Here is a 19,086-nt window from a genome sequence, read left to right as displayed (position 1 = left end):
TGCCTCTAAAAAAACGCCTGCCGTTAATTATCAGCAGACGTTTAATATTTATTTCGTTTTCACTTTTTTTCTGTTAAAGAAATATACACCTACTAGTACGAGTCCGGTTGCGCCTGTAATGGCTACACCTAATATCAAGCCTTGTGGGATGTAGTAGAAAGTGACTTCATAATCACCAGCTTCTTGGAATTGGATACCCATAAAGCCACCGTTTAATAGGGATACGGTATCGACTTCTTCGCCGTTGACTTTGGCGTGCCAACCTTCTGCGTATGGGACAGTGACCATCAAGTATTCACTTGGATCGTCTACTGTAACAGTGCCTGAGAAAGCCCCATTTGAGAAGTTGGTCAGTTCCAACTGATTTTGCTTTAAGTCTTCTGCCATGGTGGATACTTTTTCCTGGTCAAGGGTATAGAGGTTGATATCCGCTAGGGTTGTTTCGTCATCTAGCAATTGTATGGTAAATACTTTCTCTGCGCCTTGATCGTCGTTAGCAATATTAAATAATTGAATCGACTGGTAGGAAGAATCGTAGTCCAATGGCTCGCCGTCTAAGTAGTATTTGACTTCTTCATCGCTCAAGAATGAAGGGACGGTAATGTAATAAGCTTGGTCTGTTTTGACATTGATATGGATATCAATAAACGAATCTTCTCCAGTGTCATCACGGGTATAAGCTGTGTTTACCACAGAAGCATCTTGTGAATCCACATGGAAAAGGTCCACGCTGGCAAAGTTGGCAATCTCAAATTGTGAAAGGTCAATGCCGTCTGTTGTGCCGTTTCCGCTCAAGACATTCAACAATTCATCTTGCAGGTAAACTGGATTGACGTCATCAATGGCGACGTCTTGGATGTCTTGACTAACCATATAGGCAAGAGACAAGGCATTGGGATTTTCATGGATGATTAATTGGTCTGTGACTTCTGTAACAGGGTATTCACTCAAGTCAGCTCGTGTTGATCTGACTCGGTCTTTTAAGGCGCCTTGATTATCTTCAAACGGGGTGACGTCAAAGTAATATTGGACACCAAATAGGGCGTCTGTCACTAGGGTCCCTGTTGTATAGTTGGTAAAGCCGTCTGACATAGGTTGCCCTAATTGTTTGAACAATTGGGTGGTGTTTCGTTCCATTGTCGAGTTGAAATGGTTCAAGTCATAGTAATCCAGCTGCATGGCATCGTTTTTTGTCCGCTGGAAGGTCTTGGTCATTCGGTAGAATTCATTTTCCGCGGGCGTATACGATGCGATTTCTGGTTTGATTTCAGCAATATAATCCGCAAAGTCATCTTCTTTCAAGTAAGAAATAGAGGAAATAGTGATCACTGAGTTGGCAAACACTTCACTCATGGTGATGAACAATAGGAGGATGTAAATCAACCGGTCGAAGTCAACAGCCATCATCAGCAGGGCAGTGACCCCAACGAATAAGACGAAGGAGACTAGGACTGTTGTGACTGAAATATAGTCAAATTCTTCAATCTTATAGAACAGGTAACCGTAGGCAATAGCAAAAGGTATCAGCAAAGCTATTGCACTTTTAATGGATAAGACAGTTTTTTGTCGGTAGAGCTGGTAGCCGATAAATAATAGAAAGAATGAAAAGACGAATGAAAAACGGTACGGGTACCAGATTGGGTATTGGAACCCGTGCCAAATCAAGTTCAGCCCTGAAATGTTCATGGATAATAATAGGGCCGTCGTCAATCCACCGGCGGCTAATCGTTCTTGCCAAGGAATCTTCTTATTGAAAAAGTAAAGGCTGGCCATGATAAGCGCTAGACTACCTACGAAAATATTTGGCAATCCTTCTGGCATTTGGTCAAAGTTAAAGGCCCCTAGGATGAATTTTGATACCATATCGTATAAAGGATAATCGGTGGTTAATTCAAGTTCGGGTGACGATTGTTGCCCTTTACTGGTTGATAATGCATAGAATGTGGGCATTAAAATAAACGCAGCTAAACCACCACCTGCGAGTGACCAACCGGCAAATTTACCAAATGTTTGCATGAAATAGGTTTTCAAATTGGTAAAGTAGCTTGCTTGATATTGCGCTGTTGGCGCCAAGTCCTGGTTCAATCTATCCATTTGGTCTTGACTATGCAAATCAGCTCGTCCGTGAGCGACCATCCGGTAGCAGAAAAATAGGATTAAGAATAAACAAATCATGTAGCCGATATAGTAATTCGAGATTAGGATAAGGGCTAGCCAACCTACATAGGTCCAGCCAGATTGACCGCGCATGACTTTTTCCAAACCCCAAATGAGAAAGGGTAGGAAGATAACGCCGTCTAGCCACATGACGTTTAGTTGGTTGGCGGACAGGTAGCCGATGAAGGCGTAGGCGAATGAAAATGTGAGTGATTGCCAGGTCACTTCATTATAAAACCGACCTAACATGAACTGGAAGGCGGATGCTGCGGTGGCGAGTTTGAGTAAGACAATCAAGGCGACGGCAAAGGATAGCCAGGATTGCGGGAAAAGTAGCAAGAAAATTAAGTAGGGGGACATGAGGTAGTAAGACCAGGTCCCAACCATTTCGCCTCCGGTGGCTTTTGAGAAGGAATAGAAAATCTGATCCCAATTGCCTTGGAAGATGTCTCGGTAGTATTGATAGAAGTCGATATATTGTTGGCCTAGGTCGACAGTCATGATGGTACCGTTACCGAAAGGAAATATTTTTAGGCCAAAGATAAAGAAGAGTCCCATCAGGATAAAGACTGCTAGAAACAAGCCAATCATTGAAGCTTTGAGTGGGTGTTTCTGACTTTTTTGTTGAATCGTTTTTATATATTGCGTCATGACACGAACTCCTTTTTGCGAATTGCTTTTAGCATATCATATTTCGCAGATTGATTGCCTTGTTTAAAGATTTTTTACAAAAATAAAAACTTCTGTGATTTTTAGGTGGATATAGGGATTCTTAATAATTTACACGAGTCTTATGACCATTTTTTGTGTATAATTAAAAAAGATTATGCTAGCTTGAGTGGACTGACCTATTTGGCTGCATATAAGTGTTTTATTTGAAAGTAGGTGACAAGTTGGATCAAGGTGATCAAAATAAACAACCGAAGCAACATGAGGGTGCTGAGGAAAAGTTGAATAAAATGGGTTCTGATGATCAAGACCAACCAAAAAGACGTGCACCCATATGGGGCTCCTTTTTAAACCGTTTGAACGTGATGATGATAGGGATTTTTGTCCTGTTTGCAATGCTTATTTTACGTTTATCTTATCTGCAACTAGTTCAAGGGGATATGTTCTCTGATCTAGTGAATGCGACAGAAACAACTATTGTCGAGGAATCGGTCCCTCGTGGGTTGATTATTGACTCTGAAGGAGAATTGATGGTGTCTAATGAGGCTTTACCAGCAATTTCTTATACACGTGGCCAGGACACTTCTGGTGAGGATATGGTCCATACGGCGCAGAATCTAGCTAAATATATAGCTATAGATTTCGAGGATGTATCCGATCGTGACCTGCAGGATTATTTTGTAGCAGCCAATACAGATGTCATCAATGACCGGTTAACGGACGATGAGGCCGCTGCAGCGGATGATGAAATTTACGCCATCCAAGTGAGTAAGGTGACTGACGACGACTTGAATGGTCTAAGTGACCAAGATAAGAAAGCAGCAGTTATTTTTGCCAAAATGAATGCCGCCTCGTCACTCTCAACTGTCATGATTAAAAATGATGGGGTAACCACTGAAGAAATGGCCGTTGTGGCAGAGCACTCAGCTGAGTTACCAGGTGTCAATGTGACAACCGATTGGAAACGGACTTACCCGCAAGATTCATTACTACGTTCGTTGCTTGGTAGTGTATCTTCTACAGAAGAAGGGATTCCAAGTGACCAACAAGATTTCTACCTAGCTAAGGGTTATGCCCTAAATGATCGGGTAGGGGAGTCTTATATTGAAGAACAGTATGAAGCGGATTTACGTGGTTCGAAAACGACCTATGAAACAGAAGTGAGTCAAGACGGAGAAATTATCAACTCTGAACAGACTTATGCTGGAGAAATGGGGAATACGGTTCAGTTGACCATTGACTCTGAATACCAAGCGGAATTAGAAGCTTATGCAACTCAGTATTTAGAAGATGCGACAACTGAAGCCAACAATTCTATCTATATTGTAGCGTCTGATCCTGATACGGGGGCTATTTACGCCTTAGTTGGTAAGAAGAAAAATTCAGATGGTGAAATTGTTGATGATGCCTTAGGTACGATTAATAGCGTCTTTGTATCCGGGTCTGTTGTGAAACCTGCAACGATTTCCGCTGCTTACGGAGAAGGCTTGCTTGAAGTTGGTTCAGACAATGAAATTACCGATGAACCCCTGTACTTCTCCGGTACGCCAGTTAAAGCTTCTTGGTGGTTTACATCTGGTAACGATTCAACACCAAGGATCTTAACGGATAAACAAGCCTTAGCTCAATCTTCCAACGTCTACATGATTAAATTGGCAATGGCTATGGGTGGTGTAAACTACTACGAACCATACATGGACTTGTCAGAACTGGATACAGATGCCGTGTATGATACCTTACGTGACTACTATGCAGAATTTGGTTTAGGTGTATCGACTGGTATTGACTTGGAAAATGAATCAACTGGTCTAATCGGAGCTGATACTGGTGACCCAGGTAACGCACTTGACTTGGCTTTCGGTCAGTTTGATACCTACTCACCAATTCAATTAAACCAATATATTTCAACCATTGCGAATGGTGGTACCCGCTATGCTTTACATGTGCTGGATAAAATTTTGGCACCTACTGAAGACAAGGAGACTGCTGGCGATGGAGCAACGGTTTACGAATATGAACCAACTGTATTGAATGAATTGTCGATTACAGATGAAATGCTTGCGGAAGTGCAAGAGGGTATCTGGTCTGTTATTCATACTTCAACTGGTTTGGGGAACGCTATTTTTGCTAATTTCCCAATTGAAGTAGCGGGTAAATCAGGTACTGCGACAGTATCTGATACGCTTGAAAATTCAACTTGGGCTGGATGGGCACCATATGATGATCCTGAAATTGCGGTTTCTATCGTTATTCCAGGAACAACACCAAATGTGTCTGTATCTGCCCAAGCTGCTGCACCAAATGTTTTAGGTTTATACTATGATATCGAAGAATATCAAAATAAAGTAGCTGACCAAATGGCAGAAAATGCGGAAGCATCAGCAGAAGAAGCGGAAGCATTAGAAGAAGCACAATAATTGCGTGTGGCGCTGTGACACTCAAATCACAGCCCCATGCTGATCATTTTAAGTGTATGAACAATTTTTTTTACAAGACTAAAAAATATTTGGCATATAGGTTAAGATTATGGTACAATAATCGAGTATGGTTACTGTATATCAGTTAATAATTTTATTGTATTGGAGGGGTATCACATGCGTGTGAACATTATTTTAGAAAACACTGAATTAAAAGGCGAACGTGTTTACTTAACAGAGAAAAACCGTCGTAACAATCCAGATCGTTTAGAATTAAAAAAATATAGTCCAAAATTACGTAAAGTTTGTGTCTTCAAAGAGGTAAAATAATCTAATGCAAATTAGATAACTGACTCGGTAACACACAAATAATAAATACGTATTTACTATTGGGAGACCTGCATTGGCGTTCGCGCTGGTGTGGGTCTTTTTTGCCTTTGTTTGTGGTGTCTTGTAGAAGAAACCTAAAGTTTTCTTGTAGGTAACAGCCATTTTGTGATTTTCCTGAAAACTAGGGTATAATATGTGACAGTACATTCGCTATTAAAAAGGAGCTAATCATGTTTACGAGAAAACCTTTTGTGACGTATACCTTGCTAGGTATTCAAATTATTTTATTTATTATGATGGAATTTATGGGCAGTTCCGAAAGTTCTGCCACCTTGTTATTATTTGGGGCTAAATTTAATCCTTTAATTGCTGCAGGAGAGTATTGGCGGTTAATTACCCCCATGTTCTTACATATTGGAATTGTTCATTTATTGATTAATTCTATTACCCTGTATTATTTAGGTAGTATGGTTGAAAATATTGCAGGCCACTGGCGCTATTTGGTGATTTACCTGGCTTCTGGCTTGATGGGGAACTTATTCTCTTACCAATTTTCTGAAAATATCTCAGCTGGGGCATCGACTGCTTTGTTTGGTTTGTTTGCTGTTTTCCTAGCGCTTAAAAATCTCTTCCCGAGAAATCGCCATATCCAAAGCATTGGTTCGCAATATTTAACCCTTGTGGGGATTAACTTGGCCTTTGGTATTATGGGTTCAGGGATTGATATTTGGGGCCATGTGGGCGGATTGGTAGGTGGTTTCTTAATGACCATGGCGCTAATTCGCGGGGAAGGGCCAGATCAACGGTTGACCCAACGGCTTGGTTCAGCTGCTACCTTTGTGGTGATTGCTGGGTTTATTTTAATCAACCACGGCATGTTCAATACTTTAATTAGTGGTTAGGAGCGTTCATTTGACAGAAGAGATGAAAGAATTGACAGAAAAGATGAAAACAATTTTAGACAAGAAGGACATTCGCGATCGGACTTTTAAATACTGGGCAGCCTTACCGGAGGGTGACCGACTTGCTTTACAGGCAGATATTTATGCCCAATTATTTATCAATGAAGCCTTTATTAAAGCCGCTACCATCACCACAACCATTGCCCATCCAGGCGAAATTGATACGAAACCCATTATTGATTACGCCTTAACCATTGGCAAAGAGGTATATGTGCCTAAAACCTATCCTAAACGTCAAATGGCATTTGCTAAGTATCAAGGGATGGATGCCTTGGAAAAGACGAAATTCGGTATTTACGAGCCAACAGCAGAAGCTGATTTTATCGATAAAGAGGCCATTGACTTGATGCTTGTACCAGGTTTGTTTTTTAGACCGGACGGGTATCGGGTTGGGCATGGGGGCGGTTTTTACGATATTTTCCTAGCGGATTACCCAGGAAACAAGATTGCCTTAGCCTTTCCAGGCATGGTCTCTGATAAAGTGACTTTTGAAATTGATGATTTTGATATTCCAGTTGACCAAATTATTGTTGGGGAAATATAAATATTGTGCAACCGGTATCATTTTTTTGCTTAAAAACCTAATTTTTTTTGCTAAAGTCTGATAAAATAGACTTATATAACTAATAGATAAGAGGGAGTTATGATAATGACTAAGAAAATATTCGGTATCGACCTTGGTGGTACATCAATTAAATTATCAGTTGTTTCAATTGAAGGCGAAATTATTGATAAATGGTCAGTACCTACAGATATTAAAGAAGATGGCCAACACATTATTCCAGATTTAATTCTAGCTGTTCAAGAAAAAATGCTAGAAAATAATTGGACTAACGAAGATATTTTAGGCATTGGTATGGGGTCTCCAGGCTTTGTAGACCGTGAAAAAGGTACGGTTGCTGGTGCGTATAACTTAGCTTGGGTTGAAGAACAGCCCGTTGCAGATCTGATTCGTAGCCACTTCAACGCAGATTGGCCAATTCTGATTGAAAATGATGCCAATGTTGCTGCTTTGGGTGAGCAATGGAAGGGTGCTGGTGACCACGCAGGTAATGTTGTCTTGGTGACTTTAGGTACCGGTGTTGGCGGTGGTGTAATTGTCAATGACCAATTGGTTGTTGGACAAGGTGCTGCTGGTGAGATTGGGCATATGTTCTCTAAAGAGGGTGGCCGTAAATGTACTTGTGGTCAACATGGCTGTCTAGAAACTGTGGCATCTGCTTCAGGTATCGTATGGACTGCTGGTGAATTAGCTTATACTATGGATGATACGGGTTCTATTATTCAAGGACGTATTTTTAACGGTGAACCTGTAACGTCAGAAGATATCTTTAGAGCGGCAGAAGCGGGTGACCAGTTTGCAGAAGCTGTGGTTGATGAAACGATGGGACATTTAGGACGTGCATTAGGGCAAGTTGCTGCTGTAACAAATCCAGAATATATTTTAATTGGTGGTGGGGTTGCCAATGCTGGTCAATACCTATTAGATAAAGTAACAGACAACTTCCATAAGTCTGTATATCCTGGTGTTGGACGGACAACAAGTATTCGTTTAGCTACCTTGGGGAATGATGCAGGTGTGTATGGTGCTGCGTCACTAGTTATGAAAAATGTTTAGTATTTGTCGTTAGAAGGGAAAAACAACACTTATGATCAACTTTGGTACTATTTCTTGGCTTATTTTAATTGTCGTATTATTGGTTTGGGGAGGCTTCTGGTTATACAGCTACCTATTGCGTCGTAACAACGCAACCATGATTTCTCAAGAAGATTTCCAACAAACCATGCAATCGGCACAAATTATTGATATCCGAGAAGCAAATGAATTCAACTCTGCCCACATTTTTGGTGCCCGCAATGTACCGTATTCTACTTTACAACAAGGTGTGCCGGGCTTCAGTAAATCACGTCCAATTTATTTATACGCTGATGTGCACAGTTTAACTGGCCGTGCAGCGAAAAAATTAAAAGACGCTGGTTACGATAAAATTTATATTTTAAAAGGTGGCCTTTCTGATTGGGAAGGTAAAACAAAACGTCAAGATTAATAGTTTTTGAAAAGTCAGGAGTTAGCGCTCCTGGCTTTTTTTGAATATTGTTTATCTTTAAAATGCGTACGCTAGGTAAGATTAGAAGGGGATACTGATGTGGATTAGACCAATGAAGAGACCAGAGACTAGCGTTGGAACATGCACCCTATGAAGTTGAGCTCGCCAGGGCAGACAGGTGTCCGCTTCAGAATAGTTTGTTTCACACTTTGTGTGACACGGCACAATTCTTCCATCGTCTCCTGTCTAAACGCCCTGTCTCACATCCTGTTTAGTCGGGTTCGGGTCTCCAGAAAAGACTGCGTTTCAGATTAGATTGCACCTGACTTCGTCAGTCACTGCTCTAATCTTCCAACGTTCCCTTTTTGAGCGTCGACACTCACACCCTGTGAAGTTGAGCTCGCCAGGGCAGACAGGTGTCCGCTTCAGAATAGTTTGTTTCACACTTTGTGTGACACGGCACAATTCTTCCATCGTCTCCTGTCTAAACGCCCTGTCTCACATCCTATTCTTGCTTTCTGTTTTTTTCCGTGCTATTATTGGCTATGCAAATAATTTAAGTAATTGCTGTGAGGTTTATTGTGTTTGTCTTTAAGCGAGCCTGTGGTTGGTGTGAACAGGTAAGACAGTCAATAATGGTTGCGCAGTAGGCAAAGTGTCGCTTTACTTCGGTCCATACCGTTATCATGTCCTTACAATGAAGTAAAAATGTAGGTGGTACCGAGCAATGAAATTTGCGCCCTATACTATAATTGTCTAACCATAGATTGTTATAGTATAGGGCTTTTATTTTGCCAAAAATATGAATCAAAGAAAGAGGGAAGCTTTCATGAAAGAGACTAATATGTCTACTAAATACCAACCGAATGCGGTTGAAGAAGGTCGCTATGATAAATGGGTAGCGTCAGGTGTATTCGCCCCTAATGAAGATAAAACTGCTGAACCATATTCAATCGTTATTCCACCTCCCAATGTAACTGGTAAATTACATTTAGGTCATGCTTGGGATGTGACCCTACAAGATATGTCTATCCGTCAAAAACGGATGCAAGGTTATGATACTTTATGGTTACCAGGTATGGACCATGCGGGTATCGCAACGCAAGCTAAGGTTGAAGCGAAATTAGCCGAAGAAGGCATTTCTCGTTATGACTTAGGCCGTGAAAAATTCGTTGACCAAGTGTGGGATTGGAAAGAAGAATATGCTGAAACAATCCGTCAACAATGGGGTAAAATGGGTATTTCTGTTGATTATTCTCGTGAACGTTTTACCTTAGACGACGGTTTAAGTGAAGCTGTGCGTAAAGTCTTCGTTGACTTATTCAATAAAGACTTAATTTACCGCGGTGAATACATTATCAACTGGGATCCAAAAGCACAAACTGCCTTATCTGATATGGAAGTGATCTACTCTGATGATAACGGTGCATTCTACCACATTTCATACCCATTAACAGATGGATCAGGTTCGTTAGAAATCGCTACAACACGTCCAGAAACCATGTTAGGGGATACGGCGGTTGCGGTTCACCCAGATGACGACCGCTACACACACTTAGTTGGTAAAACCATTACTTTACCGCTTGTTGGTCGTGAGATTCCAATCGTTGCGGACGAGTATGTTGAGCGTGAATTTGGGACTGGTATTGTAAAAATTACCCCTGCCCATGACCCTAACGACTTTGCTGTAGGGAACCGTCATGATTTACCACGTATAAACGTGATGAACGCTGACGCAACTATGAACGAAAATGCAGGCGAATTTGCAGGTATGTCTCGTGAAGAAGCCCGTAAAGCAGTCGTTGCTGCCTTAGAGGAACAAGGTTTCTTAATCCGTGTTGAAGAAATGGTCCATTCAGTTGGTCACTCTGAGCGTACAGGTGTCGTTGTTGAACCACGTCTTTCAACACAGTGGTTTGTTAAAATGCGTCCATTAGCGGACGATTCATTAGAAAACCAAGACACTGAAGACCGTGTTGATTTCTACCCACCTCGTTTTGAAAATACCTTTAAGACCTGGATGGAAAATGCCCACGACTGGGTTATCTCACGTCAATTATGGTGGGGTCACCAAATTCCAGCTTGGTACCACAAAGAAACTGGTGAAATGTATGTCGGTATGGAAGCACCTGCTGACAGCGAAAACTGGGAACAAGATCCAGATGTTTTAGATACTTGGTTTTCATCTGCCTTATGGCCGTTTTCAACTATGGGGTGGCCAGATACTGATGCAGAAGACTTTAAACGCTACTACCCAACTTCAACATTGGTAACAGGGTATGACATTATTTTCTTCTGGGTTGCCCGTATGATTTTCCAAGGGTTGGAATTCACTGGTCGTCGTCCATTCAAGAATGTTTTAATCCACGGTTTAATCCGTGATAGCCAAGGGCGTAAGATGTCCAAATCTCTAGGTAACGGGGTTGACCCAATGGATGTTGTTAACGAATATGGTGCTGACGCTTTACGTTGGTTCCTAGCAACTGGTTCAACACCTGGTCAAGATATCCGTTTCAACGAAGAGAAACTGGAAGCTGCTTGGAACTTTATTAATAAGATCTGGAATGCTTCTCGTTATGCCATCATGAATCTTGATGACTTAACTTATGATGAAATAGATTTATCAAACGTGACTGAAATCAAAGACCAATGGATTTTAACACGTCTTAATGAAACCATCGCTTCAGTTACTGCAAACTTTGATAAGTTTGAGTTTGGTGAAGCAGGTCGTTCATTGTACCACTTCATCTGGGATGAATTCTGTAACTGGTATATTGAAATGGCTAAAGAAACTTTACAAGGTGAGGACGAAGCTGCGAAAGCGACAACCCGTTCAGTATTGGCCTATACATTAAACAACATTCTACGTTTAATGCACCCAATCATGCCATTTGTAACAGAAGAAATCTGGGCGCATATTCCACATAAAGAGGCATCAATCGTTACAGCTGCGTACCCAACGGTAGATGAAAACTTATCTAATCCAAAAGCTGCTTCTGATATGAACTACGTGATTTCACTGGTTAAAGCAATCCGTAATGCTCGTAACAAACAAAACGTGGCCTTATCTAAACCAATCGAAATCATTGTGAAACCACGGAACGCTGAAATAGGTCAAGCCCTTGAAGACAACATTGCCTTCATTAACCGCTTCACCAACCCAGAAAGCTTTACGATTGATACAAGTGCTACAGCGCCAGATCAAGCGGTAACCTTATTCTTTGACGGTGGAGACATTTACTTACCATTAGCTGGTTTCATTAACATCGAAGAAGAAATTGCCCGTTTGGAGAAAGAACTAGCCAAATGGCAATCTGAAGTAGACCGGGTTGAGAAGAAATTGTCTAACGAACGCTTTGTGGCCAATGCCCCTGAAGCTGTCGTTGAAGAAGAACGCCAAAAAGGTCAAGATTACCGGGATAAATTAGTTTCTACTAAAGAAAGAATCGCTGAATTACAAGGCTAATTTGACCCAAAATAACCATTTGAGAAGCCGACTTAACTTAAATAGTCGGCTTCTTTTTTCGGATTGAATCACTTAGGCCATGCAGCAAAAATATCCCCAGTGATTTACACAAATAAAATACTTTTAAAAGGCATTCCATGCTAGAATGATGTCTGGCAAGATGATAATTGAAAAAATGGGGGCATGAAATTGGCTATTTTAATGCATAATATGGCGCAAATCGAACAATGGTTGGGCGTGTACACCAAGTCGACGCCGAAAGATTTTTCACGGATGGCAAGTGTGCTTGACCGCTACGACCACCCAGAGTTAAAAATACCCGCAATCCACGTGACTGGTACCAACGGCAAGGGGTCAACCTGTCGTTTTATCGAGCAAATGGCGACAGATCACGGTTACTCGACCCTCCTATTCACGTCACCACATTTGGCGTCCATAACAGAACGTATTCGCCACAATAAAGAAAATATCGACGACCAAGCCTTTATTCAACTCATGAACGAAGTCCGTCACCATATCGAAGCCCTAAAAATAGAATCCATGTCCTATTTCGAGGTCCTCACTGTAGCCTTCTTTATCTATGCTGGCCAGGTGGACGTCGATTTACTGATCATTGAAGTAGGGATTGGTGGCGAAAAGGACTACACCAATATTCTCCCACATGCCGTCCGGGTCATCACCTCTATTGGTAAAGACCACATTCCTAGTTTAGGTGAAGATGAATTTGCCATTACCAAACAAAAAGCCGGCATAATGCACCATGGGGATACCCTGGTTGTTGGGGAAATTGCCCCAGAATACTTGGCTATTATCCAAGACAAAGTGACTCAAGAAGAAGGTCAATTGATTTCTTATAAATTGCAACCGCAGATGGATATTCCGCAACTTGGTTTTTACCAAGTATGGAATGCTTGGACAGCTTACGCTGCTTTTGTCGCTTTTACAAAGGGAAATGGCTTGTATTTTAACCAACAAACAGCCATTGCAGCCATTCAAGCGACGGCCTTACCAGGTCGTATGGAATTGATTGCTAACAAGCCAGCCACTTTTATTGATGGCGCCCACAATATTTCAGCCATTAAAGTGCTGCTGAAAGAATTAAAGGCGACTTTTGCGGATAAGAGAATTATCATGTATTTTTCAAGTTTAGACCGTAAGGAAATTAACGACTCATTAGACTATATCCAAGCACATTCGGACATCGAACTATATGTCACCACATTTGATTATGGAGAAGCGAGAAAAGAAGACGATTATTTAGTCACTACAGATGCGAAATTTGTGAATAATTGGTATGATGATTATAAGCAATCCGCATCAGCAAATGTAGATGCCGTAGTAGTGTTCTGTGGCTCTTTCTACTTTATATCTGAAGTGCGAGAAAAACTACAAAGTGAGGATATCTATGAAAACATCAGTAATTTTTGATATGGACGGGTTAATGCTAGACACTGAAAAGATCTACGCCCAAGTAAACCAAGAAGGATTCGAATCGATAGGAATCGAATTCACCATGGATGACTACCTAAAATATGTTGGGGTTGGCGAGAAAGAGACCCTACAAATGTATGAGGAAGCCATTGGTGACAGAGAAGCAGCAGAAGCCTTATTAGCTCGCGAAGATAAACGTTACTTAGAAATCATCAAAGACCAAGCCCCTGATTTAAAAGACGACTTGATCAAAGTGTTGGATACGTTAGCAGCTAAAAATATTGATTGCTATGTAGCATCATCATCAAATATCGAAACAGTGGAGTATTTACTAGATGCAACAGGTATCCGCAAATACTTCAAAGGTGTGCTTGGAGGTGACCAAGTAGAAAACGCTAAGCCAGACCCAGAAATCTATCTAAAAGTTGTGGCTGATTTCAACTTAGACAAAGAGAAAACAATCGTATTAGAGGACTCTATTCATGGCGTTAATGCTGCTTATCAAGCAGGTTTAGACGTGATCATGGTCCCTGATTTGGTAGCCCCGGATGATGAAACTTACGACCGCGTTTTAGCAGTCGTTGGCCGTCTTGGTGACGCGTTACCATTTATAGACTAAGCAAATTTGACTGGTACCCCCGTGGGCCAGTCTTTTTTTAATACGAAAGTGCTTTTTGGCAAAAGGGGTAGATGTCAGCTTGCTAGGACCCCTATCTATGGCAGTTTTGCTAGCAAAGAGAGGATTCGTTCTTTTTCAAGAAAGTATTAGATTTGCTGTGAAGTATGCTAGAATATAATGAGAAAATGATGTCATAGAAAGAGGTTTTGTCATGTTAACAGATATTCAAATTGCCCAACAAAATGAGTTGGCGCCGATAAGTGAAATTGCTGAAAAAATTGGTTTTAATGTGGACGATATCGATTTATATGGAAAATATAAGGCCAAGGTACCAGCAAAAACCTTGGGAAAAATTGAATCGAATGAGAACGGCAAGTTGATTTTGGTGACAGCCATAAACCCGACGCCTGCGGGTGAAGGGAAATCGACAACAACTGTTGGTTTAGGGGACGCATTGAGTCAGCGCGGTAAGTCAACCATGATTGCCTTGCGTGAACCGTCTTTAGGGCCAACTATGGGCGTTAAGGGTGGTGCTGCCGGTGGTGGTTACGCACAAATTCAACCGATGGAAGATATTAACCTGCATTTCACAGGCGATATGCATGCCATTACAACGGCCAATAATACCTTATCTGCCTTAATCGATAACCACATCCACCAAGGGAATGAATTGGATATTGATGTTCGCCGAGTGACTTGGAAGCGGGCAGTTGACTTGAATGACCGGGCCTTACGTGAGGTTACAGTGGCTTTAGGTGGTGTTGGGAACGGCTTCCCGCGTCAAGATGGATTTGACATTACTGTGGCGTCAGAAATTATGGCGATTCTATGTTTAGCGACAGACCTAGAAGACATGCGTGCGCGTTTTGCCCGGATTGTCATTGGGGAAAACCGCGACCGTCAGCCAATTACTGTAGCTGATTTGGGGGCTGAAGGTGCTTTAACCTTGGTCATGAAGGACGCAATTGCACCGAATTTAGTGCAGACTTTAGAGCATACGCCAGCATTTGTGCATGGTGGGCCATTTGCCAATATCGCCCATGGTTGTAACTCAGTTGTGGCGACACATGCAGCCTTGAAACTAGCGGATTATGTGGTGACTGAAGCAGGATTCGGGGCTGATTTAGGGGCCGAGAAATTCATGGACATTAAAGTGCCCGTCCTTGGAAAAGCGCCGGATGCAGTCGTTGTTGTAGCGACTATTCGTTCATTGAAAATGCACGGTGGTGTTTTAGTGAAAGACTTGAATGAAGGCGAAAATGTTGAAGCGGTGGCGGCTGGTTTTGCCAATCTGCAAAAACATATTGAAACCATGCAAAATTTCCAAGTGCCAGTGGTTGTTTGTGTGAATGAATTCGTGACGGATACCGAAGCGGAAGAACAGGTTGTCTTAGACAAATGTGCTGAGCTTGGGGTGGTGTGTGTGAAATCATCTGTATGGGCTGATGGTGGCCAGGGTGGCTTGGACTTGGCGGACGCTGTCGTTACTGCAATTGACGGTAATGACCAGGAATTTAAAGCGACTTATGCTTATGAAGAAACAAATTTAGAAGAGAAAGCCCGTGCTATTGTACAAAAGGTATATGGCGGACGTGATGTTGTCTTTTCTAAGAAAGCTCAAAATCAAATGCGTCGTTTCGAGAAAAATGGCTGGGGTAATTTACCAATCTGTATGGCGAAAACCCAATATTCACTATCTGATGATCCAAAAGCCTTGGGTCGACCAGAAGACTTTGATGTGACAGTACGTGAATTGGTGCCCAAAATTGGGGCTGGCTTTATTGTGGCCTTGACGGGCGACGTGTTAACGATGCCAGGCTTGCCAAAATATCCAGCAGCCTTGGATATGGATATTAAAAAAGATGGCGAAATCACTGGTTTGTTCTAGGGTTTTCTGTGGCATCAGCTAAAAATGTAAGTGGATTTATGAGAGAGCGTGTAGCGAAAGTTGCACGTTTTTCTTTTTGCCAAAAAAATAAAGCGAAACCTGATTTCTATTCATAATTATATTGGTCAAGTTAGCACTTTTACAACGTATAAATATGGTAGAGGGGTGTGAAAGGATGACTGAAAATCAAGTGTTATTAAAGACAACGATACATGAGCTGCCAGAGGAAATTAGGCCGAGGGAACGGTTGATGACCCACGGGGCAGAATCGTTGACTATGTATGAGTTATTGGCTATTGTATTACGGACGGGGAACCGGAGTTTGAACGCCATTCAATTGGCTATGAAAATTATCCAGCATTTCGGGACGAGGTATGATTTGCGTACGGCATCTTACCATGATTTGATCCAGTTGCCAGGTGTTGGACCAGCTAAGGCGGTTGAAATACAGGCTGCTATAGAGTTTGGCCGGCGCTTATACCAATCTAACCAGGAAAAATTGGGCGTTATTATGTCAACGAAAGATGCGGGGAATTATTGTATTGAGAAGTTGAAAGACCTGCAGCAGGAAAATGTGATGGCCTTATATCTAAATACAAAAAACCAAATCGTTAAAGAGAAGACCATATTCGTTGGAAGTTTAAATGCTTCAGTTGCACATCCAAGGGAAATCTTTAAAGAAGGGGTTCGGGCGTCTGCTGCGCGAATTATTGTCGCCCATAATCATCCGTCCGGTAATCCGTCGCCTTCTCAGGCGGATATCGACTTTACTAGACGGTTGGCTGAAGTGGGGGATTTGATTGGCATAGAAATACTGGATCACATCATTGTAGGTGGCGATGCTTTCTTAAGTTTACAGGAATATGGTATTTTTGAATGATAAAAATTACTTTACTTATAATTTATCATTGCTAAATGTATTGATCCATGTTATACTAAAGTAAGAATTTTTGGATAGGTAAAAAGTTATACATTTTTAAAAGTGCTAGGCACTTAAAAGTTTTACTCGAGCCGTGCAAGAATTACTAAAGAAATATGTGCATGAGCACGAGGAGGATTCTATTATTATGGAACAAGGTAAAGTTAAATGGTTTAACGCAGAAAAAGGTTTTGGATTTATCGAACGCGACGGCGCTGACGACGTATTCGTTCACTTCACAGCTATTCAAGGTGACGGGTTCAAATCTTTAGAAGAAGGTCAAGAAGTTTCTTTCGAAATCGAAGATGGAAACCGTGGACCACAAGCAGCTAACGTTGTTAAAGCGTAAATCTAATTTAAATTTTAACAATTAGGGCAACAGCCCACCAGACTAGTTAAACATCAGTTTAGCTAGTCTTTTTTTGCTTTAAATTTGAAAGATATTAAAATAGCGGAGATCTCTAGCGACCTAGAAGCAGCAAAAAGTTCGCATTTGTATTGAAGTATCATTCGATTTTTCAAAAATAGGCTCTCTTTTATTCGACCTATTCGTAGCTCTATTAGCTTCTTATGTAGGGCATAAATTATCGAAAATTTATTTTAAGCATCAATCATCTAAATATAAAATCAATTTTATTGAGACTATATATTGTGGATATTATTGAGCATATTTTAAAGGCTGTCTCAATAGTCTCCTTTTTCTTTACTTTCATTATCAAATACGCTAACAACATAACAAAACCCGCTTTGATCTGGTGCTTACAACCATTTAAAGCGGGCTTTGTCTATTATTATTATTGTCTCTTTTTAAGGAATAAACTGTAAATCATAATCACTAATGAAATGATGAATAAAGCGATTGTTTGACCATTTAATGATTCTGGAATAATGAAGCTTGCAGCGATAGCGATGATCAAGACGACAATCGCAAAGCTAGCCAGTAATTTCATCATTCTTGCTGAATTTGATTTTTTACCAGCGATTTCTACGCCTTCAGAACGGTAATCCATGAATAAGCTAGATAACCAGGAGAATACTGCTAGGTAGAATAGGAATTTGATAAGGCCTAAACCGGTTAATAAGACTTGCGCGTTGGCCATTTCTACGATGTTTTGCATGATGACCATTTCCATTGCGATAAATAATGGGGGCAATACTGGCAGTAAGTTATGCGTACCAATCACTAAATGAATCAATAACCATTGTAGGAAGAGTAACCCTTTTGCCAAAATAGTTACGGGACTAAAAATTAAAATGGCGATTAGGGCAACTTCGACCACACCTAAGATGATCATATTCTTAATGAGTGTGAGTCCTTTTTGCTTAGAAAATAATAAGTAGACCTGTGTAAGTAAAAATTGCCAGAATATTAATAATAGAAAATTTGTCCAGTTAAACGTGTTGACTGCTTGTAATGTCATGAAGGCGGGGATTGCCATGAGACATACGAGTAGGACATGGAAAATTGCTGGAACAAGAATTTGGCGGTTTTTGCTACCGGCCATGGATTTGATTGCTGCCATTTATTGTCTCCTTTCAACGATAAATAATCGTGGAGGTAGGTTTTTTTGGTTCAAAAAATTGAACATAGCTACATTATAACTTTTTTGGTCGCATTTTTCGAGATAAGATTGAACCGCTTCAAATTCTTCCATACCACCCGGATGACCAACGTATGAAGCAATCAGTAACACCCCCATCTTATCTAAGCGTTCAAGGACCGTTTGAATGGCTTTGATAGTAGTCTCTGATTGGGTGATGATCTCTTTATCTCCACTAGGCAAATAACCGAGGTTGAAGATGGCTAATTGCAATTTCTCATCGGCCGGAATGACTTGGTCTAATTCGCTATGGTCTTTTACAAACAACTTTGTATTTTTAAATTTTGCCTCTTCAGAAAGGCGTTTTTCAGCGAATGCAATCGCCTGTGCTTGTATGTCTAAGCCGTAGACGATACCTTCAGGGCCAACTAGTTGTGAAAGCAACAGGGTATCATTACCTTTACCTACCGTCGCGTCTAATACATGGTCACCATTGTGAATTTTTTTTTTCATTATTTGATGCGTCACAGTGACAATATTTTGAAACATACCATTCCTTCTTTCTATATTAATAGCTTAATCTACTGTGGGTTTTCAGAAAACAATATTACACTAATATTACAAATATTAAATAATAAC

The 19,086-nt window shown here is 41.0% G+C and carries 15 protein-coding genes; 12 read left to right on the top strand and 3 right to left on the bottom strand.

The window, feature by feature from the left end; genetic code table 11:
• Nucleotides 1–48: 48 nt before the first annotated feature.
• Nucleotides 49–2,808, bottom strand: a complete 2,760-nt coding sequence (locus AWM74_RS01050) for a YfhO family protein (protein WP_026466262.1) — start codon at nucleotides 2,806–2,808, stop codon at nucleotides 49–51.
• Between the two features lie 242 nt (nucleotides 2,809–3,050).
• Between AWM74_RS01050 and AWM74_RS01045 the strand changes: the two genes are divergently transcribed.
• From AWM74_RS01045 to cspD, 12 genes are all read left to right on the top strand, one after another.
• On the top strand, nucleotides 3,051–5,243 hold the full coding sequence (locus AWM74_RS01045) for a peptidoglycan D,D-transpeptidase FtsI family protein (RefSeq protein ID WP_236702839.1): 2,193 nt from the start codon (nucleotides 3,051–3,053) through the stop codon (nucleotides 5,241–5,243).
• A gap of 177 nt (nucleotides 5,244–5,420) precedes the next feature.
• Entirely contained in the window at nucleotides 5,421–5,573 is a 153-nt protein-coding gene (gene rpmG, locus AWM74_RS01040) for a 50S ribosomal protein L33 (RefSeq protein ID WP_003141750.1), read from the top strand.
• A gap of 230 nt (nucleotides 5,574–5,803) precedes the next feature.
• The gene (locus AWM74_RS01035) at nucleotides 5,804–6,475 is read left to right on the top strand and encodes a rhomboid family intramembrane serine protease (RefSeq protein ID WP_026466260.1); all 672 of its coding nucleotides are present in this window, start codon (nucleotides 5,804–5,806) and stop codon (nucleotides 6,473–6,475) included.
• 10 nt (nucleotides 6,476–6,485) lie between these two features.
• Complete coding sequence (locus AWM74_RS01030; RefSeq protein ID WP_026466259.1) at nucleotides 6,486–7,079, top strand: 5-formyltetrahydrofolate cyclo-ligase; 594 nt, start codon at nucleotides 6,486–6,488, stop codon at nucleotides 7,077–7,079.
• A gap of 105 nt (nucleotides 7,080–7,184) precedes the next feature.
• Nucleotides 7,185–8,153 (top strand): ROK family glucokinase, encoded by a 969-nt coding sequence (locus AWM74_RS01025; RefSeq protein ID WP_026466258.1) that lies wholly within the window; start codon nucleotides 7,185–7,187, stop codon nucleotides 8,151–8,153.
• 31 nt (nucleotides 8,154–8,184) lie between these two features.
• The gene (locus AWM74_RS01020) at nucleotides 8,185–8,583 is read left to right on the top strand and encodes a rhodanese-like domain-containing protein (RefSeq protein ID WP_016896891.1); all 399 of its coding nucleotides are present in this window, start codon (nucleotides 8,185–8,187) and stop codon (nucleotides 8,581–8,583) included.
• Between the two features lie 829 nt (nucleotides 8,584–9,412).
• Nucleotides 9,413–12,049, top strand: a complete 2,637-nt coding sequence (locus AWM74_RS01015) for a valine--tRNA ligase (RefSeq protein ID WP_026466257.1) — start codon at nucleotides 9,413–9,415, stop codon at nucleotides 12,047–12,049.
• Between the two features lie 183 nt (nucleotides 12,050–12,232).
• Nucleotides 12,233–13,477 (top strand): bifunctional folylpolyglutamate synthase/dihydrofolate synthase, encoded by a 1,245-nt coding sequence (locus AWM74_RS01010; protein ID WP_034258232.1) that lies wholly within the window; start codon nucleotides 12,233–12,235, stop codon nucleotides 13,475–13,477.
• Nucleotides 13,455–14,099, top strand: coding sequence for an HAD family hydrolase (locus tag AWM74_RS01005; RefSeq protein WP_016896894.1), 645 nt, complete (start codon nucleotides 13,455–13,457; stop codon nucleotides 14,097–14,099). The genes AWM74_RS01010 and AWM74_RS01005 overlap by 23 nt, the downstream gene beginning before the upstream one ends.
• Before the next feature lie 211 nt (nucleotides 14,100–14,310).
• Nucleotides 14,311–15,987: a formate--tetrahydrofolate ligase gene (locus AWM74_RS01000; protein ID WP_026466255.1), complete on the top strand. Its 1,677-nt coding sequence runs from the start codon at nucleotides 14,311–14,313 to the stop codon at nucleotides 15,985–15,987.
• Nucleotides 15,988–16,162: 175 nt separating this feature from the next.
• On the top strand, nucleotides 16,163–16,867 hold the full coding sequence (gene radC / locus AWM74_RS00995) for a RadC family protein (protein WP_026466254.1): 705 nt from the start codon (nucleotides 16,163–16,165) through the stop codon (nucleotides 16,865–16,867).
• Nucleotides 16,868–17,054: 187 nt separating this feature from the next.
• The gene (gene cspD / locus AWM74_RS00990; protein ID WP_016896897.1) at nucleotides 17,055–17,255 is read left to right on the top strand and encodes a cold-shock protein CspD; all 201 of its coding nucleotides are present in this window, start codon (nucleotides 17,055–17,057) and stop codon (nucleotides 17,253–17,255) included.
• 445 nt (nucleotides 17,256–17,700) lie between these two features.
• Here cspD and AWM74_RS00985 read toward each other — a convergent pair whose 3' ends face one another.
• The gene (locus tag AWM74_RS00985; RefSeq protein ID WP_026466253.1) at nucleotides 17,701–18,429 is read right to left on the bottom strand and encodes a hypothetical protein; all 729 of its coding nucleotides are present in this window, start codon (nucleotides 18,427–18,429) and stop codon (nucleotides 17,701–17,703) included.
• Nucleotides 18,430–18,996 carry a tRNA 5-(aminomethyl)-2-thiouridylate-methyltransferase MnmM gene (mnmM, locus tag AWM74_RS00980; RefSeq protein WP_026466252.1) on the bottom strand — a complete coding sequence of 189 codons (567 nt, stop codon included), beginning with the start codon at nucleotides 18,994–18,996 and terminating at the stop codon, nucleotides 18,430–18,432.
• Between the last annotated feature and the right edge of the window lie 90 nt (nucleotides 18,997–19,086).

The sequence above is a fragment of the Aerococcus urinaeequi genome, assembly GCF_001543205.1.
GTDB classification, from domain to species: Bacteria; Bacillota; Bacilli; order Lactobacillales; family Aerococcaceae; genus Aerococcus; species Aerococcus urinaeequi.
Note: the sequence above shows the minus strand (reverse complement) of the source record. Positions and strands in the feature narration are given on the sequence as shown.